25 protein-coding genes are annotated in these 25,484 nt (G+C 69.6%); 4 read left to right on the forward strand and 21 right to left on the reverse strand.

What is annotated here, in order from left to right:
• From BHU15_RS06795 to BHU15_RS06810, 4 genes are read right to left on the reverse strand one after another with little or no spacing between them, the layout of a single operon-like run.
• Complete coding sequence (locus BHU15_RS06795) at positions 1–846, reverse strand: ABC transporter permease (RefSeq protein WP_069626339.1); 846 nt, start codon at positions 844–846, stop codon at positions 1–3.
• Complete coding sequence (locus tag BHU15_RS06800) at positions 843–1,790, reverse strand: ABC transporter permease (protein WP_069626340.1); 948 nt, start codon at positions 1,788–1,790, stop codon at positions 843–845. The genes BHU15_RS06795 and BHU15_RS06800 overlap by 4 nt, the downstream gene beginning before the upstream one ends.
• Positions 1,791–1,795: 5 nt before the next feature.
• Positions 1,796–3,466, reverse strand: coding sequence for an ABC transporter substrate-binding protein (locus tag BHU15_RS06805; protein WP_069626341.1), 1,671 nt, complete (start codon positions 3,464–3,466; stop codon positions 1,796–1,798).
• Positions 3,463–4,710, reverse strand: coding sequence for a C45 family autoproteolytic acyltransferase/hydrolase (locus BHU15_RS06810; RefSeq protein WP_079127957.1), 1,248 nt, complete (start codon positions 4,708–4,710; stop codon positions 3,463–3,465). Before BHU15_RS06810 ends, BHU15_RS06805 begins: the two co-directional genes overlap by 4 nt.
• Positions 4,711–4,830: 120 nt before the next feature.
• Here BHU15_RS06810 and BHU15_RS06815 point away from each other — a divergent pair, with 120 nt between their 5' ends.
• A complete protein-coding gene (locus tag BHU15_RS06815) occupies positions 4,831–5,754 on the forward strand; it encodes a MurR/RpiR family transcriptional regulator (RefSeq protein ID WP_069626342.1) in 924 nt (307 codons plus the stop codon).
• A 38-nt stretch (positions 5,755–5,792) separates the two neighbouring features.
• On the opposite strand, the gene BHU15_RS06820 is transcribed toward BHU15_RS06815, so the two are convergent.
• Both BHU15_RS06820 and BHU15_RS06825 read right to left on the reverse strand, forming a co-directional pair.
• Positions 5,793–7,721: an AMP-dependent synthetase/ligase gene (locus BHU15_RS06820; RefSeq protein WP_079127958.1), complete on the reverse strand. Its 1,929-nt coding sequence runs from the start codon at positions 7,719–7,721 to the stop codon at positions 5,793–5,795.
• Positions 7,722–7,842: 121 nt separating this feature from the next.
• Positions 7,843–8,307, reverse strand: coding sequence for a MarR family winged helix-turn-helix transcriptional regulator (locus BHU15_RS06825; RefSeq protein ID WP_069626343.1), 465 nt, complete (start codon positions 8,305–8,307; stop codon positions 7,843–7,845).
• Positions 8,308–8,473: 166 nt separating this feature from the next.
• Between BHU15_RS06825 and BHU15_RS06830 the strand changes: the two genes are divergently transcribed.
• Positions 8,474–9,121, forward strand: a complete 648-nt coding sequence (locus tag BHU15_RS06830) for a nitroreductase family protein (RefSeq protein WP_069626344.1) — start codon at positions 8,474–8,476, stop codon at positions 9,119–9,121.
• A 34-nt stretch (positions 9,122–9,155) separates the two neighbouring features.
• Here BHU15_RS06830 and BHU15_RS06835 read toward each other — a convergent pair whose 3' ends face one another.
• From BHU15_RS06835 to BHU15_RS06870, 8 genes are all read right to left on the reverse strand, one after another.
• Positions 9,156–9,770: a TetR/AcrR family transcriptional regulator gene (locus tag BHU15_RS06835; RefSeq protein WP_069626345.1), complete on the reverse strand. Its 615-nt coding sequence runs from the start codon at positions 9,768–9,770 to the stop codon at positions 9,156–9,158.
• A gap of 180 nt (positions 9,771–9,950) precedes the next feature.
• A complete protein-coding gene (locus tag BHU15_RS06840) occupies positions 9,951–10,388 on the reverse strand; it encodes a phosphotransferase (protein WP_069626346.1) in 438 nt (145 codons plus the stop codon).
• 311 nt (positions 10,389–10,699) lie between these two features.
• Complete coding sequence (locus tag BHU15_RS06845) at positions 10,700–12,073, reverse strand: dicarboxylate/amino acid:cation symporter (RefSeq protein WP_069626347.1); 1,374 nt, start codon at positions 12,071–12,073, stop codon at positions 10,700–10,702.
• 411 nt (positions 12,074–12,484) lie between these two features.
• The gene (locus BHU15_RS06850; RefSeq protein ID WP_069626348.1) at positions 12,485–12,781 is read right to left on the reverse strand and encodes a DUF4229 domain-containing protein; all 297 of its coding nucleotides are present in this window, start codon (positions 12,779–12,781) and stop codon (positions 12,485–12,487) included.
• A gap of 85 nt (positions 12,782–12,866) precedes the next feature.
• Positions 12,867–13,406: a GNAT family N-acetyltransferase gene (locus BHU15_RS06855; protein WP_069626349.1), complete on the reverse strand. Its 540-nt coding sequence runs from the start codon at positions 13,404–13,406 to the stop codon at positions 12,867–12,869.
• Between the two features lie 105 nt (positions 13,407–13,511).
• Positions 13,512–14,675: an aminofutalosine synthase MqnE gene (gene mqnE / locus BHU15_RS06860; RefSeq protein ID WP_023539461.1), complete on the reverse strand. Its 1,164-nt coding sequence runs from the start codon at positions 14,673–14,675 to the stop codon at positions 13,512–13,514.
• Positions 14,676–14,760: 85 nt separating this feature from the next.
• Complete coding sequence (locus tag BHU15_RS06865) at positions 14,761–15,216, reverse strand: Lrp/AsnC family transcriptional regulator (RefSeq protein ID WP_023539462.1); 456 nt, start codon at positions 15,214–15,216, stop codon at positions 14,761–14,763.
• A 99-nt stretch (positions 15,217–15,315) separates the two neighbouring features.
• Positions 15,316–16,074, reverse strand: a complete 759-nt coding sequence (locus BHU15_RS06870; protein ID WP_069626350.1) for a UbiX family flavin prenyltransferase — start codon at positions 16,072–16,074, stop codon at positions 15,316–15,318.
• A gap of 93 nt (positions 16,075–16,167) precedes the next feature.
• On the opposite strand from BHU15_RS06870, the gene BHU15_RS06875 reads away from it, so the two are divergent.
• Positions 16,168–16,773, forward strand: coding sequence for a rhomboid family intramembrane serine protease (locus BHU15_RS06875; RefSeq protein ID WP_069626351.1), 606 nt, complete (start codon positions 16,168–16,170; stop codon positions 16,771–16,773).
• A gap of 27 nt (positions 16,774–16,800) precedes the next feature.
• Here the strand turns inward: BHU15_RS06875 and mqnP are convergent, their stop codons facing one another.
• Positions 16,801–17,727, reverse strand: coding sequence for a menaquinone biosynthesis prenyltransferase MqnP (mqnP, locus tag BHU15_RS06880; protein WP_069626378.1), 927 nt, complete (start codon positions 17,725–17,727; stop codon positions 16,801–16,803).
• A 26-nt stretch (positions 17,728–17,753) separates the two neighbouring features.
• Positions 17,754–19,211, reverse strand: coding sequence for a menaquinone biosynthesis decarboxylase (locus BHU15_RS06885; RefSeq protein ID WP_069626352.1), 1,458 nt, complete (start codon positions 19,209–19,211; stop codon positions 17,754–17,756).
• An 87-nt stretch (positions 19,212–19,298) separates the two neighbouring features.
• Here BHU15_RS06885 and BHU15_RS06890 point away from each other — a divergent pair, with 87 nt between their 5' ends.
• On the forward strand, positions 19,299–19,766 hold the full coding sequence (locus BHU15_RS06890; protein ID WP_069626353.1) for a PLD nuclease N-terminal domain-containing protein: 468 nt from the start codon (positions 19,299–19,301) through the stop codon (positions 19,764–19,766).
• A 73-nt stretch (positions 19,767–19,839) separates the two neighbouring features.
• Here BHU15_RS06890 and ccsB read toward each other — a convergent pair whose 3' ends face one another.
• The 5 genes from ccsB to BHU15_RS06915 form a co-directional block, all read right to left on the reverse strand.
• Positions 19,840–20,937 carry a c-type cytochrome biogenesis protein CcsB gene (ccsB, locus tag BHU15_RS06895; protein WP_069626354.1) on the reverse strand — a complete coding sequence of 366 codons (1,098 nt, stop codon included), beginning with the start codon at positions 20,935–20,937 and terminating at the stop codon, positions 19,840–19,842.
• A complete protein-coding gene (resB, locus tag BHU15_RS06900; protein ID WP_079127960.1) occupies positions 20,934–22,730 on the reverse strand; it encodes a cytochrome c biogenesis protein ResB in 1,797 nt (598 codons plus the stop codon). Before resB ends, ccsB begins: the two co-directional genes overlap by 4 nt.
• Positions 22,731–22,734: 4 nt before the next feature.
• The gene (locus BHU15_RS06905; protein WP_031230089.1) at positions 22,735–23,472 is read right to left on the reverse strand and encodes a cytochrome c biogenesis CcdA family protein; all 738 of its coding nucleotides are present in this window, start codon (positions 23,470–23,472) and stop codon (positions 22,735–22,737) included.
• Positions 23,473–23,515: 43 nt separating this feature from the next.
• Positions 23,516–24,145 carry a TlpA family protein disulfide reductase gene (locus tag BHU15_RS06910; RefSeq protein ID WP_031230091.1) on the reverse strand — a complete coding sequence of 210 codons (630 nt, stop codon included), beginning with the start codon at positions 24,143–24,145 and terminating at the stop codon, positions 23,516–23,518.
• Between the two features lie 78 nt (positions 24,146–24,223).
• A complete protein-coding gene (locus BHU15_RS06915; RefSeq protein WP_069626355.1) occupies positions 24,224–25,471 on the reverse strand; it encodes a polysaccharide deacetylase family protein in 1,248 nt (415 codons plus the stop codon).
• Positions 25,472–25,484 lie beyond the last annotated feature (13 nt).

Genomic DNA, 25,484 nt, shown 5'->3' on the forward strand with positions numbered 1-25,484 from the left:
TTACCTCCCGCTGCCGAGTCGGTCGGCGGCCCGCACCCCGACGACGTTGAAGGACACCACGACGAGGGCGATGGCCACGCCCGGCACGAGCGCCGGGAGCAACGCGCCCTGTACGACGGCGGCCTGGCCCTCCTGGACCATCAACCCCCAGTCGGAGCTGGGCGGCTGGGCACCGAAGCCGAGGTAGGACAGGGTCGCCAGCGACATCAGGGCCTCGCCGAAGAGGACGACGAGATAGCCGACGACGGAGCGCCCCAGATTGGGCACGAGGTGCAGCGCGCAGATCCGCGCGCCGCCCATGCCCTGGACCCGGTAGGCGTCGATGTACGGCTTGCGGCACTCCGCGAGCGCCACGGACCGGGTGTACTTGGCGACGGTGGGCGTGTAGGCGAGGCCCAGCGCCAGTACGGACGTGGTCATCCCGGCGCCGAAGACGGCGATGATCAGGACGGTGAACAGCAGCCCGGGGAACGCGTACATGACGTCCGTGATCCGCGAGACGAGGGTGTCCACCCAGCCGCCGCGCCAGGCGGCGAGTGTGCCGAGGGTGACGCCGAGCAGCGCCGCGAGGCCCAGCAGCAGGACCGGCGCGATCAGGCTCGTACGCGCCCCGTACAGCACCCGCGAGAGCAGGTCCTGGCCCGAGGAGTCGGTGCCGAGCAGATGGTCGCCGGAGGTGCCGACCAGTGACGCGGAGAGGTCGATGGCGTCGGGGGCGTACGGCGCGACGAACGGCGCCAGGACGGCGGCCAGGACGACGAGGACGAGGAACCCGCCCGCGACGCGCACGCCGAGCGGCTGGCGGGAGCGCGGTCCGCCGACGGGGGCGAGGGTCGGCGCCGTCATGCCGCACGCTCCTTCACTCGGGGGTCCAGCAGCGGATGGAGGAGGTCGACGAGGGTGGTGACCACGATGTAGCCGGTGACCATCAGCAGCAGGACGGCCTGGGCGACCGGGAAGTCGTGGGTGTTGATGGCGCCGACGAGCAGTGAGCCGATGCCGCTGATGCCGAAGGCCGTCTCCACGACGACGGTGCCGGCGAGCATGCCCGCCATGACGAGGCCGCACATGGTGACGATGGGGCCGAGCGCGTTGCGCAGCACGTGTCTGCGGACGATCTCGCGTTCGGGCAGGCCCGACGCGCGCGCCACCTCCACGTGGTCCGCGGCGCCCGCGTCGACCATCGCCTGGCGGGTGACCCGGCTGATCAGCGCGAGCGCGCCGAGTGCCAGGGAGACGGCGGGCAGCGTCAGATGGTGCAGCGTCCCGCCGACGCCCTCGCCGCCCCCGGTGACGGGGAACCAGCCGAGCTGGACACCGAAGAGCGCGACGAGCGCGATGGCGGAGACGAACGACGGGACGGACGCGGCCAGCGTCGTACCGCCGACGACCGTCGAGTCGACCCAGCTGCCGCGCCGGACGGCGGCGAGCACACCGGCGCCGACGCCGATGACGACGAAGAGGACGGTCGCGTACGCCACCAGCGCGAGGGTGGTGGGCAGGCGGGCGGCCAGCAGGTCGGCCACCTGGTCGCTGTACTTGAAGGACCGGCCGAGGTCGAGATGGACGCCGTCCCAGAGCCAGCGGCCGTACTGCTCGGCCAGCGGCTCGTCCAAGTGGTACTGCTGACGGACCAGTTCGAGCTTCTCCGGGGTCAGCTTGTCCCGGCCGCCGGCCAGGAAGACGGCCGGGTCGCCGGGGGCCGCGTACACGGCGGCGAAGATGACGAACGACGCGGCGAAGAGGGTGGCGAGGAGGCCCGCGAGGCGCCTGGATATTCGGGCGAGCATGTCGGTCAGCCCTTCCCGGTGCCGGACGCGCTCTCGGCGCTCTTGGTGCCGAGCTGGGCGGCCCACGGGTAGTAGAGGTACGCCATGGAGGCGGGCGGCCCGGTCAGCCTGTCGTTCAGGACCAGCACGGACGGCACCTGGGCGACGGAGATCCAGACGGCCTGGTCGGTGAACTTCCGCTGCACCTCCACGGCGAGCCCGGCGCGTTCGGCGTCGTCGAGCGTGCCGAGGGCCTTCTTCACCTGCGCGTCGTACGCGGCGTCCTTGAAGCCGACCCAGTTGTTGGAGGAGTCGGAGAGTCCGTTGTCGTAGAAGCCGATCGGGTCGGACTTGGAGATGTACCAGTCGCCGACGAGGACGTCGATCTCGGAGCGGATCTGCGGGTCGCTGTAGAACTGCTCGAACTGGGCCGTCGGTACGGTCTTGATCCGGCCCTTGAGGCCGATGCGCTGGAGCGCGGAGCGGGTCGCGTTGGCGACGACCGTACGGCCCTGGCTGGCGTCGGTGCCGATGACGATCGGCGCGGCCTTGTCGACGCCCGACTCGTCCACGAGCTTCTTCGCGCGGGTCAGATCGTCGGCGGACGGGCTGTCGGGGGCGTTGGTGATCTCCTTCTGCGCGGCCTCGAAGACGGGCTTCTCATACCCCCAGGCCCCGGCGCCGACGGGCGTCGCCCAGGGCTCGACCAGGCCGCCGTAACCGGACTTGGCGATGCCGACGCGGTCGATCGCGAGGGAGAGCGCCTGGCGGACGGCGGCGTTCTTCAGGCCGCCGCGTTCGGTCGGGATGAGCACGAGCGAGGCGGTGGAGGGGCCGTAGTGCTGGTCGACGCCCTTCTTGCCGCGCAGGGCGGACGCGGTGTTGGGCGACTCGGTGTAGGCGCCGTCGGCGGCCCCGGTGGTCACGGCGTTGACGAGCGCGCTGTCGGAGGCCCAGCGGAAGACGACCTTGTCGGTGAGGGCCTTCTTGCCCCAGTAGTCGTCGTAGCTGTGGATGACGATCGAGTCGCCGGAGCTCCAACGGCTGAGCTCGTACGGCCCCGAGCAGGCGTCGGGCTGGCCCGGCGTACCGAAGTCCTCACCGGACTTCTCGACCTGTTCCTGGTTCCAGACGAGGCCGGCGTCACCGGCGAGCGCCTTGGTGAAGAGGGCGTCGGGCTGCTTGAAGGTGACGGTGATCTCGCGGTCGCCGGTCTTCTTCATGGCGGCGACGTTGGTGAACTCGTCGCTCTGCTCCATGTCCGGGTCGGCGTGCCGCTTCAGGCTGTACAGCACGTCGTCGGCGGTGAGGTCCGTGCCGTCGTGGAAGGTGACGCCGTCGCGGACGGTGAGGACGAGCGTCCGGTCGTCGGGGGTGGTGGCCTTCTCGGCGAGCAGCGGTTTCACGGACATGTCCGGCTGGAGCTGGTAGAGCCGTTCGCAGACGTTGGTGAGGACGACGCGGCCCGCGCTGGTGCCCTGGGTGTCGAGGTCGAGGGAGTCGGGCTCGTCCTCCAGCAGCCAGTTGGCCGTGGTGAGGCCGCCCTTGGCGGCGGGGGTGGTCGCGAGGAGCTTGAGGGAGGCGGCGTCGGCGCTCCCGCCGCCGGTGGACGTCTGGTCGGCGCCGCTGCAGCCGGCGGCGGTCAGCAGGGCGGCGACGGCCAGGGCGGCCGTGGCGGTGGTGCGGGTGCTTCTCATCGCTGGGCTCCTGTGGTGGCCATCGCGGGGTCCTCGGTGGTCTCGCGTTCGGGGTGGTGGTCGTTCCCGGGGTCGTACGGGCGGTCGCCATAGGGGCCGTCGTACACGTTCCAGGGCATGTGCTGGTACTCCCTGTCGCAGGGCGTACCTGCGGTGACGTGGTAGTCACCGCTGGTCAGGTCGACGCAGGACGAGACGAGGGTGGTCCAGTGCTTGATCGTCGGCCGCCTCGGATCGGGGTGCGTGCACAGCGATTCGGGGAGCCCGAGATGGTCGGACATCGCCTCCTTGATCAGCCGGCGGGACTCCTCGGGCCCGCCGGAACCGCGCAGCCGGCGCAGCCCTTCCTCGGCGCGCGGGACGCGGACGAGGGAGTCGGACGACATGGGGCGGTAGTTGGCGGCGAGGGCGGCGGGGACACCGGCCTGGTAGTGGTTGCCGTGCACGAGCAGGCCGTCCGTGGGGTAGAGCCAGCCGTGCCCGGCGGGTGTCGTCTCCAGGTCGATGGCGAAGCCCTCGCGGCAGGTGAGCAGCGCGTTGCTGGCGATGTGGGCGCGGGTGCGGCACAGGACGTCGAGGGCGTCGGTGATGGTGGGCTGGTCGAGCACCGAGCGGCGTACGACGGTCTGGAGCAGTCCCACCGTGTCGTCGAACCTGCCGCCGAGGCCGTTCGCGTTGAGCGCGATCCCGGCCGAGTTGGCGCCCTGGCGGCCGACCTGGCCTGCCTCGACCTGCATGATCAGGGTGGGTTTGGGCGGCTGGACGATCCGCAGCATGACGACGGTGTCGGCGACGCCCGCGCGCCAGTCCCAGTTCTGGCCGGCGTAGACGTGTCCGTCACCGCTGGCGGCGCCGTACGCGGCGAAGGACGTGCAGCCGTCGGCGGGCTCCTCGTCGTCGGCGTCGGCGGGGGCGCCGTTCTCGCTCATCGAGGCGAACGACTTGTCGTAGATGACCTCGCCGCGGGCGTTGAGCGCGAGGACGTCGAGCAGGCTCACGCCCGCGCCGTCGGCGATGCCGCGCATCTCCTCGACCAGGCCGGGCGCGTAGGCGTCGACGGGGGCGAGCCAGCGCTCGGCGCGTGCGGTGACCCGGTCCCAGGTGAGACCGGCGGACTGCCCGAAGGCTTCCCCGTAGTAGCCGAGCGCGGCGTGCAGTTGGGGGCGTACGGCCTCGCCGTACTGCCGGCCGCGCTCGCGCGGTGAGCCGGAGATCTCGATGACCGGAAGGGAGCGGGGTGCCATTGTTCTCCTCGCGACGGAACGTGATTCCCGTGATCCTGTAACGTTGATTTCAGGGATCGTTCCTCTTGGAATGCGTTGTCCAGGAGAGTAATGCCGGAGACAGGGAAGTCAATGGGTGTAATGAAGATTCCAGAGTCCGGACAGCCGGCGGGCCCGGAATCGGGGCCGCCGGGTGCGGGCGTGACCCGGCTGCGGGCCGCCGTGCGCGATCAGTGGGAGGAGCTGTCCGCGTCCGAGCGGGCGGTCGCCCAGTATCTGGCGAGCGCCCCGGTCGAGCAGCTGCTCTTCGCCGGCGCCCAGGAGCTGGGCGCGGCGAGCGGCACGAGCAACGCGACCGTCGTCCGGGCCCTCCAGCGCCTCGGGTACGCGGGACTGCCCGCCCTCAAGCGCGAGCTGGCCGCCGACTTCACGGCGACGGTCGCCCCCGAGGTACGGCTCAAGCAGCGCATCGACCATGTCGGCCAGGACCTCGATACCATCTGGCGCGACGTCTTCGCCGAGGCCCGGGACCGCGTCGACCACGGCAGCCGCCTCACGGAACCGGCCGCGTTGCACCGCGCGGTGGCCGCGCTCGCCCCGGCGCGCGAGGTCTTCTGCTACGGGGTGGCCGCCTCCGAACTGGCCGCCAGGCACCTGGCGTTGGCCCTGGGCCGGATCGGCCGCCGGGCCCGCTTCGTCGGTGAGACCGGCTTCGCCCTGGCGGACGCGCTGCTGGCGGTGGGCCAGGGGGACGCGGTCGTGATCTTCCAGCCGGGCCGCGAACTGCCGGAGCTGACGGTGCTGGTGGAGCGGGCCAGGGCGGTCGGCGCCAAGGTGGTGCTGGTGACCGACGAGCTGGGCGAGACGTTCGCGAGCCGCGTGGAGTCGGTCCTCACGGCGCCGCACACCCCGACCGGCATCACGGCGGAGTCCCTGACGGGGCTGGTGGTGGCGGACGTCCTGCTGCTGGCGCTCACGGCCCTGGACGAGACACGCGCGGTCGAGTCGTCCCATCAACTGACGGCGCTGCGGGAGCAGTTGCTGGCCCCGAGGCGCAAGCCCTGAACCGGGCCCGCTAGCGGTACAGCCCCTCGATCGGCCCGCTAGCGGTACAGCTCCTCGATCTCTGCCGCGAAGTCCTCGACGACGGCCGCCCGCCGGACCTTCAGCGACGGTGTCAGCTGCCCGCTCGCCTCGGTGAAGGAGCCGGGCAGCACCCGGAAGCGGCGGATCGACTCGGCCCTGGACACCAGCCGGTTGGCCTCGTCGACCGCCCGTTGCAGCGCGGCGAGCAGGTCCTCGTCCGTGACCAGCTCCTCGCGCGTCAGGTGCTCCTTCTTCCGCATCTGGCACCAGTGCGCGAGGCCGTCCGGCTCCAGGGTGAGCAGAGCCGTGACGTACGGGCGGTTGTCGCCGAGTACCAGGCACTGGCCGATCAGCGGGTGGGCGCGCAGCCAGTCCTCCAGCGGGGCCGGGGCGACGTTCTTGCCGGCCGAGGTGATGAGGATGTCCTTCTTGCGGCCGGTGATGGTGAGATAGCCGTCGTCGTCCAGCGCGCCCAGGTCCCCGGTCGCGAACCAGCCCTCGTCCAGGGCCGGTACGGGCTCGCCGCGCGCCAAGTCCCAGTAACCGACGAAGACCTGCCCGCCGCGCAGCAGCACCTCGCCGTCGTCGGCGATCCGTACGGACGTGCCGGGCAGCGGCCAGCCGACCGTGCCGAGACGGGGTTTGAGCGGAGGCGTCACCGTGGCGGCGGCCGTGGTCTCCGTCAGGCCGTACCCCTCGAAGATCGTGATCCCCGCGCCCGCGTAGAAGGCGGCGAGGGAGCCCCCGAGCGGGGAGCCGCCGCAGATGGCCTGCACCACCCTGCCGCCGAGCGCGGCCCGTATCCGCCGGTAGACCAGCGGGTCGTAGAGCGCGCGGGCGGCTCTGAGGGGCAGCGCGGGGCCGGGGCCCGTACCGGCCGCGGCGGCCTCGACGGCCTGCCCGTACCGCCGGGCGATCCTCGCGGCCCGGTCGAAGGACGCGGCGCGGCCCATCTTCTCGGCGGTGGCGCGGCCGGTGTTGAAGACCTTCTCCAGGACGTACGGAACGGCGAGCAGGAACGTCGGCCGGAAGCCCGCGAGATCGGCTATCAGGTCGTCGGTACGCAGCGAGGGGGCGTGCCCGAGCCGCACCCGGGCGCGCAGACAGCCGACGGCGACCATGCGTCCGAAGATGTGGGAGAGCGGCAGGAAGAGCAGCGTGGAGGCGGGCTCCCTGCTCACCGACTTGAAGACGGGGTGGAGCAGCTCGATGCAGTTGTCCACCTCCGCGAAGAAGTTGGCGTGCGTGAGGACGCAGCCCTTGGGGCTTCCCGTGGTGCCCGAGGTGTAGACGAGGGTCGCGAGGGAGGCGGGCGAGAGCGCGGCGCGGCGCGCGTCGAGTTCCTCGTCGGGGACCTCGGCGCCGGCCGCGCGCAGCGCGTCGACGGCGCCGGTGTCGAAGGTCCAGAGGTGGGCGAGGTCCGGCAGTTGCCTGCGCTCGTGGCTGACCAGCCTGGCCTGTTCCGCGCTCTCGACCGCGCACGCGACGGCGCCCGAGTCCTGGAGGATCCAGCGGGTCTGGAAGGCCGAGGAGGTCGGATACACGGGGACGGTGACCAGGCCGGCGGCCCAGGCCGCGAAGTCCAGCAGCGTCCACTCGTACGTCGTACGGGCCATGATGGCGAGCCGGTCGCCGGGCCGCAGCCCCTCCGCGATCAGCCCCTTGGCGACGGCTCGTACCTCGTCGGCGAAGGCGGCGGCGGTGACGTCGCGCCACCGGCCGTCGGGGTCTTTACGGCTGAGGACGGCCTCGTCAGGGGCGTCCTGCGCGTTGTCGAAGGGGATGTCGGCGAGGGAGCCGTCCGGGGCGGGCGGCACGAGGGCCGGTACGGAGACCTGTCGTACGACTCCGTCCACCCAGAGCTTCTCGGGCTCGACGTGGGAGAGCGGCGGCAAGGACACACCGGCCTCGGCGGGAACGTCTGTGGACACGCGCTGTTCCCTCATCTCTGCGCGGAGCGTGGGGCTCCGATCCGGCGAGTAAATCGGGACCCGGTCGCGAAATCAAGACAGCGACACCGCACGGGTGCGGAGCGTCATCACTGACTTGAGGCCCGCGCGGAACCGGTCATGGGCGGGGCCACAGCAGTTTGCCGAGGATGCCGGAGAGCTGTCGGCGCTCGGTGGCGCTGAGGGCCTGGAAGGTCCCGTCGAGGAAGTCGGGTACGGCGTCTTCGGCGCGGGCGAGGAGCCGCCGCCCGGACTCGGTGATGGTGACGGCGTACGCGCGGCGGTCGGCGGGGTCTCGTTCGCGCCGTACGTGGCCCGCCTGTTCGAGGCCGTCACAGACGCCGACCATCACGGTGCGGTCGATACGCAGTTCGTCGCTCAGTACGCGCTGCGAGCAGGGGCCGACCTCGGCGACCATCTTCAGCACCAGATGCTGGCCGACGCCGAGCCCGAGCGCGCCGACACGGGCATCCGCGGCCCGGGCAACGGCAGTTGAGGCCCGGCACAGGGCGATGTCGAGGCGCTCCGCGGCGAGCCGGGGGAAGTAGTCGTCGCTCGCGCGGTCCGTGTTCGTGGACGGCATGGGGTCTCCCTCTTGGCTGACGCCACCTTACCGCAATCATCTGGCTCCAGATTGTTTGACCACCATCTATTGCAATCGTATGCTCGCCAATCATCTGCCCACCAATCATTGGCGCTGCTGCTGAGCGCTGCCCTCGACACCCTCACCCGACTGCGAGGAGGCTCCCGTGACCCTGGACCTGACCCCCGACCAACTGCTGTCCACCACCCGCGCGGTGCGCAAGCGCCTCGACCTGGACCGCCCGGTCCCACGGTCACTGATCGAAGAGTGCGTCGATCTGGCGACGCAGGCACCGACGGGGCGCAACCGGCAACGCTGGCATTTCATCGTTGTCACCGACCCCGACCGGCGCCGTCTCGTCGGGGACATCTTCCGGCGCGCCCTGGCGACCGGAGGCGGACAGCCTCCGACCGAGCGGGATCTGCCGCGCATGTTCGCCCACCCCGGCTCCATGGAACGGATCTCGGACGGTCTGCGCCACCTGCACGACAACATCCACCGCGTGCCCGCCTTCGTCGTCCCCGCCATCGAGGGCCGCACGGAAGGCGCTTCCGTGCTCGACCAGTCCATGACCTGGGGGTCCATCCTCCCGGCGGTGTGGAGCTTCATGCTCGCCGCGCGCGCCCGCGGGCTGGGCACGGTGTGGACTTCGGCACAGGGCCCGCTGGAGAGGGAGCTCGCCGACGCGCTCCAAGTGCCCTACGACGAGGTGATGCTCGCCGCCTTCATCCCGTTGGCGTTCACCCTCGGCACCGAGTTCAAGCCGGCCCGCCGGATTCCCCGGGAGCAGGTCCTGCACTGGGAGCGGTGGTAGCGGAGAACCGAGCGCCGGACCGGCCCAACGGGCGTCACCGTGACCAGCGTTCGCCCTCCAGCAGCCTCCCCAGTCCCGTCCAGGCGAAGTTCATCAGCGTGGAGGCGGCCTCCTTGGCGGAGACGCCGGGCGTCTCGTTCGCCCACCCGGCCAGCGCCTCGGCAGCGCCGACGAGCGCCTGCGCGACCCCGACGACATCCCGGTCGTCCAGATCCGGCGAGGCGGGCGACGCGCGGCCCGCGTCCCCCAGCAGACCGGTCACCAGGGCGACCAACTCCCCCCGCATCGCGCCCACTTCGGCGGCGAACGACTCCCCGTGCGTCCGCGCCTGCCGGTGCAGCACCGACCAGGCGTCGGGGTTGTCCGCCGTGTGCGCGAAGAACGCCGTGAGCCCGGCCCACAGTTGCTCGTCCGGCGCGAGGTCCGGCTCGACGACACCCGCGCGTACGGCCGCCAGGAGCGCGCCGGCCTCGCGGCGGATGCACGCGGTGAACAGATCCTCCTTGGAGTTCAGATACAGATACACCAACGGCTTGGACACACCGGCCAGTTCGGCGATCTCGTCCATCGAAGCCGCGCGGTACCCCCGCTGCCCGAAGGTAGCCACGGCGGCATCCATCATCTGCCGCTCACGCACCTCACGCGGCATCCGCTTGCTCTTCCCCACACCTGCGGAACCCACCTGGCCCGACCTCCCACCCCACGTACCCCCGAACTCACGCAAGCCTACGGTCAGACCGGACACGCCGAGGCCGGGCAGCGCCGAAGGCTGTTGGGGTTCGCGGTGTTCACGGACCGAGGGGCGTGGGCGTTGGCTACGCTGGGTGGCTCATCGCGCCGCTGTGCTCTGACGTCGGTGGCGCGTTCTGCCCAGGGGGATGTCTTCATGTCCGTGGACGCGGTCCAGCTCGCCCAGGACCTCACGCCGTACGCCGGCACGGTCGTCCTCCGGTATCCCGGTCGCCGCGCCGATACGCCGATCCGTCCGGTCCAGCACCGGGTACGGAGGGAGACTCAACGACGCGGGCAGGGTGAGCGAATGGAGGTCACGGAGGACCGCTCCCAACTCACCGTACGTCGGCTTACGGTCGCTCTCCTCGATCAAGTGCCAGAACGTCACCGGGTGACCATCGACGATCACGGGTTGCTCCACGTCATCCAGCGCCCGCGTCGCAGGGAAGCCCTCACGCGCCAGCCAGCGGGATACAGCGACCTCACCTCGGGCGGACTCCAGATACTCGGTCGACCGAGCGATCCGCACCACCACCGGGTGCGCCTCCAGACGGAACAGAGCATTCTCCCCAAGGCGTCAGCCGGGCCCCCTTACCGTCGAGCCCCGCCTGTCGGCACGCCGCAGCCACCACCCTCGTAGCGACCGCCGACGTGAAGCCTTCTCCCGCGCTCCGCTCAGTACCAGACGGCATGCCCCCACCAACTCCCTCAGATCCGCCGACCTGCCAGGCGACCAGCGCTCACAGCGTCACGACAACATCCATGATGGTGGAACAGTCCGGTGGACAAACGACGCCGCCCGCACCCCCGACAGAACGGGAGGCGGGCGGCGTCCGAGCGTGGCGTCTACGCGGCGACCGGAACAGCCGTCTTGCGGTCGCTGGGCTCCGGCTCCGGGTCGTCGATCGGGGACGCCGAGGCCGAGTTGTACTTGTCGTGGTCCAGGATCTTCTCCCGCGCCGCCACGATGACCGGGACCAGGGCCTGGCCCGCGACGTTCGTCGCCGTGCGGATCATGTCCAGGATCGGGTCGATCGCGATCAGCAGGCCGACGCCCTCAAGCGGCAGGCCCAGCGTGGAGAGGGTCAGGGTCAGCATGACCGTCGCGCCGGTGAGGCCGGCCGTGGCCGCCGAGCCGACCACCGAGACGAAGGCGATCAGCAGGTAGTCCTGGATGCCGAGCTGGACGTTGAAGATCTCCGCGATGAAGATCGCCGCCAGCGCCGGGTAGATCGCGGCGCAGCCGTCCATCTTGGTGGTGGCGCCGAACGGGACGGCGAAGCTGGTGTACTCCTTCGGCACGCCGAGACGCTCGGTGACCCGCACGGTGACGGGCATCGTGCCGACCGAGGAGCGGGAGACGAAGGCCAGCTGGATCGCGGGCCAGGCGCCCTTGAAGAACTGGATCGGGCTGACCTTGGCGACCGTCGCCAGCAGCAGCGGGTAGACGCCGAAGAGCACCAGGGCGCAGCCGATGTACACGTCGGCGGTGAACGTCGCGTAGTCGCCGATCAGGTCCCAGCCGTAGTCCGCGATGGCGTAGCCGATGAGGCCGACGGTGCCGAGCGGGGCGAGGCGGATGACCCACCACAGGGCCTTCTGGAGCAGTTCGAGCACGGACTCGCTGAGCGCGAGGATCGGCGCGGCGCGGTCGCCGAGCTTGAGCGCGGCGATGCCGGCGACGGCGGCCAGGAAGACGATCTGGAGGACGTTCAGCTCGGTGAACGGGGTGATGACGTCCGTCGGCACGATGCCGGTCAGGAAGTCGATCCAGGAGCCCGAGCCCTCCGGCTTCGAGCCGTCCTTGGGGGTGAGGCCGGTGCCGGAGCCGGGGTTGGTGATCAGGCCGATCACGATGCCGATGACGACGGCGATGAGCGAGGTGATCAGGAACCAGAGCAGCGTGCGCGAGGCCAGCCTGGCGGCGTTGTTGACCTTACGGAGATTGGTGATCGACACCAGGATCGCGAAGAAGACCAGCGGGGCGACGGCCAGCTTCAGCAGCTGGACGAAGATGCTGCCGATCTTGTCGAGGGTGGTGTACAGCCAGCTGATGTCCTGGCTGCGGGCGAGCCAGCCGAGCAGCACGCCGAGGACGAGACCGGCGACTATCTGGGCCCAGAACGGGACCTTGGGCAGGGAGAAACCTGGGCCTGAACCGGCCGGCTTGTCGGCCTGGGCGGCCTTGCCGGTGGTGGCGGGCTCGGAATTCGCGGACACGGACACACTCCAGTTGGGCGTACGGGGATAAGGGGACGAGAGGAAGGGGGTGGAACTGGGGGGTGCGGCGCCCGTGCTTCAGAAGTGGCGCCGCCGCATGGTGCCGAGTCGGATCAGTGCGAGCGGCAACAGACCGCGGACATGCAGCGGCAGAGATCGACATGCAGGCGCGCCACGAGCGGGAGGCTCACGGCGTGATGGCGCACTGCTGTCTTCATGCTCGATACATTAACACCGGGACTTTGGGGAACTCAAAGGTCTGCTTTGAGGTATCGGTGCGCGGAGCGCCACCAACTGCCCCTGTACGCACGGATGCCCCAGCGCATGAGCGGCTGGGGCATCCGTGTTCGGCGTACGGGTGTGACGAAGCTTACGCGGCGCTTATGGCGCTCGTACGGGACAGAACGGACCCTACTGGGTCGCGCCGTCCTCCTGCGCGCGGTTGGCCTCAAGCCTGGCCTTCGCGGAGTCGACCTTGTTCACGAGCTGCGTGGACATCTCGTCGCGCTGCTTGCGCAGCAGGATGAAGCTGAGCGGCGCGGAGACGACCAGCGCGAGCAGCAGCACCCAGACGAAGTTCGAGTCGCCGAGGCCCTTGGGCAGCACGCCGAACTGGACCAGGAGGGCGACAACGACGAAGCAGCCGACGAAGATGCCCAGGCGCATCGCGGTGTAGCGGATCGTGGCGCTCGTTCTGGCGGCGGTCACGGCGGCCCTCTCTCCTCGTGCTCCTCATGGCGACGTACCCGACCAGTGAAGCACGCCCCCCGGCGTCCCAAATAGGCGGGTTGGCTCAGCGCAGCGACAGCAGCATGGTGATGTCGTCGCGGTCGTCGCCGGGCGCCACCCGTATCGCGTCCGGCACCCGGCCGACCTCCTTGTAACCGCACGCCTCGTAGAACCGCTCCAGCCCCAGACCGCCCCGGCAGGTGAGCCGGATCGCCTCGATGCCGTCGATGCCGCGGGCGGCGTCGGCCGCCGCGTCCATCAGGTCGCGGCCGTAGCCCTTGCCCTGGTGCCTCGGGTGGACCATCACCGTGTAGAGCCAGAGCCAGTGCCGCATCAGCCGGTGGGTGTTGAGCGCGAGGAACGCCGTGGCGGCCACGGCTCCGTCCTCGTCGTACCCGACGAGCAGCCGGGTCCGCCCCTCGGCCATCGACGCGAGGTGCTTGACCAGCTCGGCCCGTACGTCGTCCCGGTTGACCGGCGGTACGAAGCCGACGGCGCCGCCCGCGTCGGAGACGTCCGCCCAGAGCGTGACGACGCCGTCGCGCAGGGCCGGGTCGACGGGCGGGTCCAGGGTGAATACGAGCGGGGGCGGCGTAAGCGGCATTCGCCAACCGTAACCATTACGCGCATCTGCGCTCAACCCCGTTCCAGAACGCGAGAAGCCCCAGCTCGACGAGCTGGGGCCGCTCAACGGGAACACGCCGGGACGTCAGAGCCGCATCGGCTGCGGCGTCTCACGCCGCTCCGCGTCGGGGCCCGGGTACTCGCGGATGATCTCGTAGCGCGTGTTGCGCTCGACCGGCCGGAAGCCGGCGTCGCGGATCAGGTCGAGCAGATCCTCACGGCCGAGCTTGTTCGGCGTGCCGTAGTTGTCGGCGTCGTGCGTGATCTTGTACTCGACGACCGAGCCGTCCATGTCGTCCGCGCCGTGCTGGAGCGCGAGTTGGGCGGTCTGCACGCCGTGCATCACCCAGAAGACCTTCACGTGCGGGACGTTGTCGAACAGCAGCCGGGAGACGGCGAAGGTCTTCAGCGCCTCGGCGCCGGTGGCCATCGTCGTACGCGCCTGGAGGCGGTTACGGACCTTGCCGTCCTGCATGTCCACGAAGTCGTGCTGGTAGCGCAGCGGGATGAAGACCTGGAACCCGCCGGTCTCGTCCTGGAGTTCACGCAGCCGCAGGACGTGGTCGACCCGGTGCCTGGGCTCCTCGATGTGGCCGTACAGCATCGTGCACGGGGTCTTGAGACCCTTCTCGTGCGCGAGGCGGTGGATGCGCGACCAGTCCTCCCAGTGCGTGCGGTGGTCGACGATGTGCTGCCGGACCTCCCAGTCGAAGATCTCGGCGCCGCCGCCCGTCAGCGATTCGAGCCCGGCCTCGATCAGCTCGTCGAGGATCTCACTGGCCGTCAGCCCGGAGATGGTCTCGAAGTGGTGGATCTCGGTGGCGGTGAACGCCTTGAGCGAGACCTCGGGCAGCGCTTCCTTCAGCGCCTTCAGCGAGCGCGGGTAGTAGCGCCAAGGCAGCGTCGGGTGGAGCCCGTTGACGATGTGCAGCTCGGTCAGGCTCTCGCCGCGCATCGCGTTCGCGAGGCGCACGGCCTCCTCGATGCGCATCGTGTACGCGTCCTTCTCGCCCGGCTTGCGCTGGAACGAGCAGTAGGCGCACGACGCCGTGCAGACGTTCGTCATGTTGAGGTGACGGTTGACGTTGAAGTGGACGACGTCACCGTTCTTGCGCGTCCGCACCTCGTGCGCGAGACCGCCCAGCCAGGCCAGGTCGTCCGACTCGTAGAGGGCGATGCCGTCCTCACGGGTCAGCCGCTCACCGGCCCTGACCTTCTCCTCCAGCTCGCGCTTGAGCCCCACATCCATGACAGATGCAGTCATGCGGCGCCTCCCACTGTGTGTGTCATATGTCCGCCGAACGCCCGGTTACCAGACTCCACCAACCGTACGCCTACGTTTCGTCGGGAAGTTCGCCGACCCGGTTCTCCCACTTGGTGGAGAGCACGATCGTCGTACGGGTCCGCGAGACGCCCTTCGTACTGCCGAGGCGGCGGATGGTCTTCTCCAGACCGTCGACGTCGCCGGCGCGGACCTTGAGCATGTACGAGTCGTCGCCCGCGATGAACCAGCAGTCCTCGATCTCGCTCAGTCCGCGCAGCCGGTGCGCGACGTCCTCGTGGTCGGCCGCGTCCGAGAGCGAGATGCCGATCAGCGCGGTGACGCCGAGGCCGAGCGACGCGGAGTCGACGGTGGCGCGATAGCCGATGATGACGCCCGCCGCCTCCAGGCGGTTGATGCGGTCGGTGACGCTGGGCCCGGAGAGCCCGACGAGCCGGCCGAGCTCCGCGTACGAGGCTCTGCCGTTCTCCCTGAGGGCCTGGATGAGCTGCCTATCCACGGCGTCCATATGCCTGAAGCCTTCCATTGTTCAGCAATCTCGCAAGTTGATGTATGCAATCTAAGGCAGTGCGGCGATACAGCGGTGTATGTACGGGGTACGGGCTCGCTAGGGTGCTTCCGGTGTCGCGTCCGGTAGTGCGTCCGGCGTTGCTTCCGGTCCCGTACGGGAGCCCCCCAGCTGCCCCTCCCAGCGGCGGTACAGCCGGTGCGGCACCCCCGCCGCGTCCAGTGCCCGCCCGGCGACGAAGTCCACCAGATCCTGGATGTGCGTCGCCCCCGCGTAGAAGCCCGGGGACGCGGGCAGCACCACGGCGCCCGCCTCGTCCAGGGTCACCAGATGCTTGAGGGTCCCGCCGCCCAACGGGGTCTCCCGGACGGCGACCACCAGCGTGCGGCGCTCCTTGAGCGTGACGCTCGCCGCGCGTTGCAGCAGGTCCTTCGACAGCCCGAGCGCCACACCCGCCACACAGGCCGTCGAGGCGGGGACGATCAGCATCCCCTTCACCGCGTACGACCCCGAGGACGGCCCGGCCGCCAGATCACCGGCGGCCCAGTGCCGTACGTCCGACACGTCGGGGGCGAAGGTCTCCGGCTTGCCGTCGGCGCCCCGCGCCAGCCACGTCCGCAGATCCTCCCGCCAGTGCGCGTCCCGGTAGGAGATCCCCGTCTCATCGAGCAGCGTGAGGCGTGAGGCGCGGCTGACGATCAGGTCCACGCTCTCGCCGGCGGCCAGCAGTCCGCGCAGCACGGCCGCCGCGTACGGGGTCCCCGACGCGCCGGAGACTCCGACGACCCACGGGCGCCGGGGCCCCGCCGTGGGCCGCTCGACATGGCGCTGGTCCGCTGGGTCCGATCCGGGTTTCACGCGTCCGACCCTATCCGGCGTCCGGAAGCAGGAACCGGGGACGGTGCCTCGCGCGTTCCAGGGGTGGGAGCGCGACGACCCTTGGGGGGCGACATGCCGGATTCTTCCATCGACAGGAACGCTGTGGGCCGTATCAAGGCCGCGGCGGCGCTGATGCTGGGCTGGCTGGCGCTGCTCTGGGCGCTGGAGGCCGTGGACTCCACGACGGGCGCGCTGGACACGTACGGGCTGAGTCCGCGTGATCTGGGCGAGCTGCGCGACGTCATCCCGATGGCCTTCCTCCACCACGGTTTCGACCATCTCATGGCCAACTCGGTGCCGTTGCTCGTGCTCGGCTTCCTCGCGGCGCTCAGCGGCATAGGCCGCTTCCTGCGCGTGGTCCTGACGATCATGGTGGTCGGCGGCCTGGGCGTCTGGCTCACGGCGGCGGACAACTCGGTCACGGCGGGGGCGTCCGGTGTGGTCTTCGGGCTGCTCGGCTATCTGCTGGTGCGCGGCTTCGTCAATCGCAGCATGGTCGACATCGTGGTGGGCGTGCTGGTCCTGGTGATGTACGGATCGGCGCTGTGGGGCGTCCTGCCGACGAATCCGACGGTGAGCTGGCAGGGCCATCTCTTCGGACTGATAGGCGGCGTGGTGGCGGCGTTCATGTTCCGCCGCCCGAAGCGCGAGATCGCGGCGGGCGCGGTCGGGTACTGAACCGCGCCCACCCACTCCACTGTCACGTCAGGGCGTCAGTCCCCGTACGAGCAGGTCGAGCAGCGCGCAGATGAAGAGCGCGATCCCGATGAAGCCGTTCACGGTGAAGAAGGCCCGGTTCAGCCGGGACAGGTCGTTCGGCTTCACGACCTGGTGCTCGTAGAGGAACGCGGCGGCGACGATCAGCAGCCCGACCCAGAAGAACAGACCGGCGTCGGTGGCCAGCGCGTACCAGACCAGCAGGGCCGTGGTGACGGCGTGCGCGACGCGCGCGCCGTACAGCGCGGCCGGGATGCCGAAGCGCGCCGGGACGGACTTCACGCCGTGCGCGCGGTCCGCCTCGACGTCCTGGCTGCCGAAGATCAGGTCGAAGCCGCCGATCCAGACGCCCACGGCCAGACCGAGGATGACCGCGTCCCACGACCACGCGCCGGTGACGGCGATCCAGGCACCGACCGGGCCCATCGCCTGGGCGAGGCCGAGGATGGCGTGCGGGAAGTTCGTGAAGCGCTTCCCGTACGGATAGACGACCATCGGGACCACGGCGACGGGAGCCAGCACCAGACAGAGCGGATTGAGCAGGGCCGCGGCGCCCAGGAACACCACGAGGGCCACCAGCGCGCCCGTCCACGCGGAGCGCACCGACACCGCGCCGGTCACCAACTCGCGGTTCGCGGTGCGGGGGTTACGGGCGTCGATCTCGCGGTCGATGATCCGGTTGCAGGCCATCGCGAAGGTCCGCAGGCCCACCATGGCGACCGTGACGAGCAGCAGCCGGCCCCAGTGGATGGTCTTGTCGAGCTGGAACATGGCGGTCAGCGCGGCGATGTACGCGAACGGCAGCGCGAAGACCGAGTGCTCGATCATCACCAGCCGCAGAAACGCCCGCGTCCTGCTGCCCGACGACGCGGGGCCCGGCCCCGGCGACCGTCCCTGTCGTCCCTGCCCGACCAGTCCGTCGGCTCCCTCGGCTGCACTGGTCACAGGCCGTACTCCCTCCAGCGCTTCGTCACCCGGTCTGCGGTCTCCGGGTCGGACTCGACCATCTCCGGCCAGCCACCGTCCCGCGTGTACCCCTCCGCGGGGAGTTTGCGCGTCGCGTCGATACCGGCTTTGCCGCCCCAGAACTGCTGGTACGAGGAGTGGTCGAGATGGTCGACCGGGCCCTCCACGACCGTCAGGTCCCGCGCGTAGTCGGTGTTGCCCAGCGCCCGCCAGGACACCTCGTGCAGATTGTGGACGTCGCAGTCGGCGTCCACGACGACGATCAGTTTGGTGAGCGACATCATGTGGGCGCCCCAGATGGCGTGCATCACCTTCTGCGCGTGCTTCGGGTACTTCTTGTCGATCGAGACGATCGCGCAGTTGTGGAAGCCGCCCGACTCCGGCAGGTGGTAGTCCACGATGTCGGGCACGATGATCTTGAGCAGCGGCAGGAAGAACCGTTCCGTCGCACGCCCGAGCGGCCCGTCCTCCGTCGGCGGCCGGCCGACCACGATCGACTGGAGCAGCGGCCGCTCGCGCATCGTCACGCAGTCGATGGTCAGCGCGGGGAACGGCTCCTGCGGCGTGTAGAAACCGGTGTGGTCGCCGAACGGCCCCTCCGGCAGCATCTCCCCCGGCTCCAGCCAGCCCTCGATGACGACCTCGGCGTTGGCCGGCACCTGGAGCGGCACCGTACGGCAGTCGACCATCTCGACCCGCTTGCCCTGGACGAAACCGGCGAACAGGTACTCGTCGATGTCACCGGGCAGCGGGGCGGTGGAGGCGTACGTCACGGCGGGCGGACAGCCGAAGGCGATCGCGACGGGCAGCCGTTCACCGCGCCTGGCGGCGACCTGGTAGTGGTTGGCGCTGTCCTTGTGGATCTGCCAGTGCATGCCGATGGTGCGCTTGTCGTGGCGCTGGAGCCGGTAGAGCCCGAGGTTACGGACACCGGTCTCCGGGTGCTTGGTGTGTGTCAGACCGAGGTTGAAGAAGGAGCCGCCGTCCTCGGGCCAGGTGAACAGCGCGGGCAGCCGGTCCAGATCGACGTCGTCGCCGGTGAGGACGACCTCCTGCACGGGCGCGAGGCCGGGCTTCACCTTCTTCGGCGGCACGTGCGTCATCGTGCCGAGCTTCCCGAAGGCCTCGCGTACTCCCACGAATCCCTGTGGCAGTTCGGGCTTGAGCAGCCCGCCGATCTTGTCGCTGATGTCCGTGTACGCCTTGAGCCCCAGCGCCTTGAGGAGCCTGCGGTCCGTCCCGTACACGTTCATCGCCAGGGGCATGTCGGAGCCCTTGACGTTCTCGAAAAGGAGCGCGGGCCCGCCGGCCTTGTTCACCCGGTCGACGATCTCGCCGACTTCCAGGTAGGGATCGACCTCGGCCTTGACGCGTTTGAGGTCGCCGTCGCGTTCCAGCGCCCGGAGCAGAGAGCGAAGATCGTCGTAAGCCATGCCGACCAGTATCTGCTACTCGCTACCCTGGACCTGTAACCGGGGCCACCGCCCCGTACTCGATCTCCACGCACAGGGGGACCGCCCATGCTTCGGGTGCTGATGATTCTGGTGCCGCTGGCTCTCAGCATCTATGCCTTCATCGACTGCATCACCACCGACGAGAAGGACGTGCGCCATATCCCCAAGCCCGTCTGGGCCATCCTGGTGCTGCTCTTCCCGCTGGTGGGCTCGATCGCGTGGCTGATCGTGGGCAGGAAGCCCACGGCCGGCATCGGTTCGGCGGGTGGCCGCCGGGGCGGCTGGGTCGCGCCGGACGACAACCCCGACTTCCTCAAGTCCCTTGAGAAGGACGGCAAGAAGGACGGTTCGGCGGACGGTTCGGCGGACGACGCGAAGAAGGCGGAGCCGCCGGCCGCGGACACGGGTAAGGGCGCGGGTACGGACGCCCTGGCCGAACTGGAGCGGCGCGAGGCCGAGCTGCGCCGCCGGGAGGCCGAGATCGAGCGCCGCGAGAAGGGCGGCAGCGCCGACGACGCCCCGCCGGCGGTCTGACCGGCACCACGACACAGCGGCGCGCCCCCGGCCAGGATCAGGCCGGGGGCGCGCCGCTTCTCGTTCTGCCGCGTCACACGCCCGCGTACGAGTGCTTTCCGGTGACGAAGATGTTGACGCCGTAGTAGTTGAACAGCCAGCAGCCGAAGGCGACCAGCGCCAGCGTCGCCGCCTTGCGGCCCTTCCAGCCCGCCGTGGCGCGCGCGTGCAGGTAACAGGCGTAGGCGACCCAGGTGATGAAGGACCAGACCTCCTTGGGGTCCCAGCCCCAGTAGCGGCCCCAGGCGTCGCCGGCCCAGATCGCGCCCGCGATGATCGTGAAGGTCCAGAGCGGGAAGACGGCGGCGTTCACGCGGTACGAGAACTTGTCGAGCGTGGCGGCGGCGGGCAGCCGCTCCATGATGGAGGCCCACGCGCGGCCGACGGTGGCGCCCCGGGCGACCTTGGACTCGTACACGTCACGCAGCAGGTAGAAGAGCGTGCCCACGGCGCCGAGGTAGAAGACCGCGCCGCAGAAGATCGCGGTGGAGACGTGGATCCAGAGCCAGTACGAGTGCAGGGCCGGGACCAGTTGGTCGCTGTCGGTGTAGAGCACGGTCGTCGCGATGCCCAGGTTGAGCAGGACCGTGGTGACGAGCGGCAGTCCGATCCAGCGGACGTTCTTCTTCGTGAGGAGGAAGGCGAGATACGTGCCGACCGCCACCGTGGAGAAGGTGGTGGAGAACTCGTACATGTTGCCCCACGGCGCGCGCTGCACCGCCATCGCGCGGCTGATGACACCCGCCGCCTCCAGCAGGAAGCCGAGCGCGGTCATGGAGACGGCGATACGTCCGTACAGGTCGCCCTTGAACGTGCCGCCGGCGGCGCCGGGGCCGTCGGGCACGTCGCGGCGCCCGGCCGCCGAGCGCGTGATGACCTTGGGCCGCTCCAGGACGGCGGTGCCGCCGCCGTTCTCCTTCTCCGCCGTGCGCACCTCGACCGTGGCCTTGGCCTTGGCCGCCGTACCGGCGCCGGTCAGCGCGGCGGCGGTACGGCCGACCTTGCTGCGGCTGCCCAGGACCCATTCGACGATATGGGCGAAGAAGGCCAGGGTGTAGATGGCCATGGACGAATAGACCAGCACATTGGCGGTGTTCGCCAAGTTCTCGTTGGTGGTGGCGGCGAGGATCACTTCTCAGCCCCTTCGACAGGCTCTCCGGTAGGTGTGGCGGGGGTTGTCTCTTGCGCTTCTTCGGGCGCGGGTACGGGTGTGGCCGCGGGTGCTGTCGGCGCCTCGGCGTTGAGCGTCAGTGCCAGATCGCCCAGCTCCTCGGGGAGCTTCGCCGACTCGCTGCGCCCGAGTCCGGCCATCTCCAGGACGGTGACGCCGTCGGCGCCCCGTACCGTACGGACCCAGATCCGGCGCCGCTGGATGAAGAGCGAGCCCACGAGGCCGAGGACGGCGCCGATCGCACCGGTGAGGGCGAGCCCGTTGCCGGGCTGCTGCGAGACCTGGAAGGTCGCCCACTCCTTGATGTCCTTCTCGAAGGTCACCGAACCGGCGCCGCCCGGCAGCTTCATCGTCTCGCCGGGCAGCAGCCGCTGCGCGAGCTTGTTGCCGTCGGCGTCCTTGAACTGCTTCATCTTGCTGGTGTCCAGCTGGTACACGTTCTGCGGCAGACCGGAGTCGACGCCGAGGCTGCCCTGGTAGGCGGTGAGCGCCAGCACGGGATAGTCCAGCTCGGGGAACTGGGAGAACATGTTGCCGTTGCCCTTGCCCGCGAACGTCGGCACGAAGAAGGCGTTGAAGCCGAGCTGCTGCTTCTTGCCGTTCTTGTCGCGGTAGCCGTCCATCACCTTGATCGCGCCGGTCGACGTGATGTTGTTGTCGATCGGCAGGAGCGGGGTCGCGCCCTTGAAGACGACCTTGCCCTTGCCGTCGCGGACGGTGAGGACGGGGGCGTACCCGTGACCGATCAGATAGACCTTCGAACCGTTGACCTCAAGGGGTTCGTTGACCTCGATGACCGACTTGCGCTCGGTGGCGCCCCCGTCCGTCGTGTACGAGACGTGGGCCTCGAACTCGCGGGCGGTGCCGACCTGCGGTCCGTTGCGCTCGAAGGTGCCGATGAACTTGTCGAGGGTGAAGCTGAACGGCTCCAGGTCGTCGGTGTCGTACATCGAGCCGGACTTGAAGTCGTCGTACTGCGTGAGGGTGTTGGAGAAGCCGTCGCCCTCCAGGATCAGCTTCCCGCCCTCGGACTTGAACAACTGCCCGGTGGCGAAGGCCACCAGCATCACGATCAGCGCGATGTGGAAGAGCAGATTGCCGGCCTCGCGGAGGTAGCCCTTCTCGGCGGCGACCGCGTCGCCGACGGTGTGCGCGCGGAAGCGCCGCCGCTTGAGCAGGGAGAGCGCGGCCTCGCGGACCTCTTCCGGCTCGGCCGTCGTACGCCAGGTCGTGTACGCGGGAAGCCTGTCGAGCCGCTTGGGGGCGCCCGGCGGACGGCCTCGCAGCTGCCCGACGAACTGCCAGGTGCGCGGGACGATGCAGCCGATGAGGGAGATGAAGAGCAGCAGATAGATCGCCGAGAACCACACCGAGCTGTAGACGTCGAACAGCTGGAGCTTGTCGTAGATCGGCGTGACCGTCTCGTGCTTCTCCTGGAACGTCTGGACCTTCAGCTCGTCCACGCTGTTCTGCGGGATGAGCGAGCCGGGGATGGCGGCGAGCGACAGCAGGAACAGCAGGATCAGCGCGACGCGCATCGAGGTGAGCTGACGCCAGAACCAGCGGATCCAGCCGAGCGGGCCGAGGGTGGGCCCGCCGATCACCGACTCCTCGCGGGGGGCGGTGGACAGCTGCGACCCGGCGGCGCCGAGTTCTTGGGCCTCCCGCGCCTCGGACGTGTTCTCCGGGTCCGTCTGCGGGTCCGTCTCCGGGTCCGTGCCGGCGGCCGCTGTCGTGATGTCTGTCTTGCTCATGGAACTAGATCCCCACCGTGAAGCCGTTGGTCCACGTCTGCATGTCTTGCATGATGCTGTCCCACACACCGGTCACCAGCAGCACCCCGGTCGCGATCATCATCACGCCGCCGGTCCGCATCACCCACACGTAGTGGCGCTTGACCCAGCCGAACAGTCCCAGTGCCTTGCGGAACGCGACGGCGGCGAGCACGAAGGGCACCCCGAGTCCGACGCAGTACGCGACGGTCAGTATGGCCCCCCGCCCCGCGGTCGCCTGGTCGAGGGCCAGCACGTTCACCGAGGTGAGCGTCGGGCCGATGCACGGTGTCCAGCCGACGCCGAACATCGCGCCCAGCAGCGGGGCCCCGGCGAGGCCCGACACCGGCTTCTTGTGGATACGGAACTCGCGCTGCGTGAGCCAGGGCAGCAGGCCCATGAAGAACACGCCCATCGCGATCATGAGCACCCCGAGGATCCGGGAGATGACCACCCGGTTGTCCTGGAGGGTGTTGCCGAAGTAGCCGAAGAGCGCGCCGCCGGAGACGAAGACCGCGGTGAAGCCTGTGATGAACAGCACCGCGCCGGTGACCATCCGCCCGCGCCGGGCATCGCCCAGGTCGGTGCCGCTGATGCCGGTGACGTACGAGAGGTAGCCGGGCACGAGCGGCAGCACGCACGGCGAGAAGAACGAGACCAGACCACCCAGCAGGGCGATCGGCAGCGCGATCATCAGCGCCCCGTCGAAGACGGTCTCGTTCATGCCGGGTACGGCGGCGGTCGCGGCGGCGAGAACCTCCACGGGATCACTTCTCCGCGATCAGCGGGTCGATCATCTCGCGCAGCTTCTTGTCGTCGAGCGCCTTGAGCGAGCGGGCCGCGATCTTCCCGTCCCGGTCGAGCACGATCGTGGAGGGGATGGCCTGCGGGTTGAGGCTGCCCTTCGGGAAACCGTTGACGATGAGCTTGCTCGTCGGGTCGTAGATGCTCGGGTACGTGACGCCGTAGTCCTTCTCGAAGGCTATGGCCGCGCCCTTGTTGGCGTCGCGGGCGTTCAGCCCGACGAAGGCGACGTCCTGCCCCTTGGCCTCGGTCTCCTTGGCGACCTTCGCGAAGTACGGCGCCTCGGCGCGGCAGGGCCCGCACCACGAGCCCCAGACGTTCAGCACGACGATCTTGCCCTTGAGGTCGGCCACGTCGAGCTGCTTGCCGTCGAGCGTCTCACCGGCGATCTTGTTGACCGCCTTGCGCTCGCCCTTGGCGACGGTCTGCACCCCGCCGGTGTTCGTCACGAAGTTGGTGTCACCGCCGCCGCCGGACGTGGCGCCACCCCCGCAGGCCGCGAGGGTGAGCATGGCCGCCGACGCGGCGACGGCCGGAAGGACGGCGCGTGGGCGTCGGTTCGAGCGGCTTGGGAGGGCTCGGCCAAGGTTCATGTGAAAAGTTTCGCATGGGCCATTCAGGGATCTTCTTCGCCCCCCTCGCTCCTGTCTGCCCTCCCGTGGAGCCGCTGCTCAGGCGGCCTTGAAGAAGGTGTTCCAGCCGCCGGCCGGGGACTGACCGACCTCCAGCGTACGGAGTTTGGCGAGCACCGCCGGATCCTGGACGTCGAGCCAGTCCGTGAACTGCCGGAAGGAGACGAGCCGTACGTCCTTCTTGTCCGCCATCCCCTTGAGCGCCTCTTCGACCGCATCCATATATATGCCGCCGTTCCACTCCTCGAAATGATTCCCTATGAAGAAGGGGGCGCGATTCGACTCGTACGCCCGCCGGAATCCGGAGAGATACGCCTCGGTGGCCTGCTTGCGCCAGCCCGGGTAATTCGATGGCACGCCCTTCGTCGAATTCTTCGACTGATTGGCGAGCATGTTGTAGTCCATCGAAAGCACTTCAAAGGAATGGCCGGGGAACGGCACGGCCTGCAACGGCAGATCCCATACGTCCTGCCGCTTGTCCGGCCACATCTGCCGGCCGCCGGGCGAGCTGGCGTCGTAGCGCCAGCCCATCTTGCGCGCCATGGGCAGCAGCTTGTCCTGGCCGAGCAGGCACGGCGTACGGCCGCCGACCAGCTCCTTGCGGTAGTCGAACGGCAGTGGATCGAGGTCCTTCCAGCCGCTGTTCGTCTTCCACTCGGTGACGAAGCGGATCGCCTGCTCGGTCTCGTCGCGCCACTGCTTCGTCGACCAGTTGCCGACGGAACCGGACCCGGCGCAGAAGTGCCCGTTGAAGTGGGTGCCTATCTCGTGGCCTTCGAGCCAGGCCTGGCGTATGTACTTCAGCGTGTCCTTGATGTGCGCGTCGGTGAGATAGCCGATGTCGGAGGCGCCGACGGCGTTGCCCGGCGGGCGGTAGAGCGTCTTCTTCGACTCCGGCAGCACATAGATGCCGGAGAGGAAGAACGTCATCGCCGCGCCGTGGTCCTTGGCGAGGTCGAGGAAGCGCGGGAAGAGGCCGTTGCCCACCTCGCCCGCGCCGTCCCACGAGAAGATCACGAACTGCGGCGGGGTCTCGCCGGGCTCCAGCGGTACGGGCTTGGGCGGCTGGTGCGGCTGCTTTCCGGTGTCGGCCGTCGAACCGTCACCGATCAGCCGCACATTCTTCTCACTCGGCTTACCACTCGGCTTGCCGCCGCCCTCACCCGCACCGGTGTCACCACCCGTATTGCCGGAGGCACCCGTGTGAGTACCGCAGCCCGCGATTCCCATTGCGGCCGCTGCCCCAATTCCGGCTCCGAGCAAGCTCCTTCGGCTCATGTCGCGCATATCGGTCCCATCC

Origin of the sequence: Streptomyces niveus (genome assembly GCF_001723055.1) — a bacterium.
GTDB lineage: Bacteria > Actinomycetota > Actinomycetes > Streptomycetales > Streptomycetaceae > Streptomyces > Streptomyces niveus.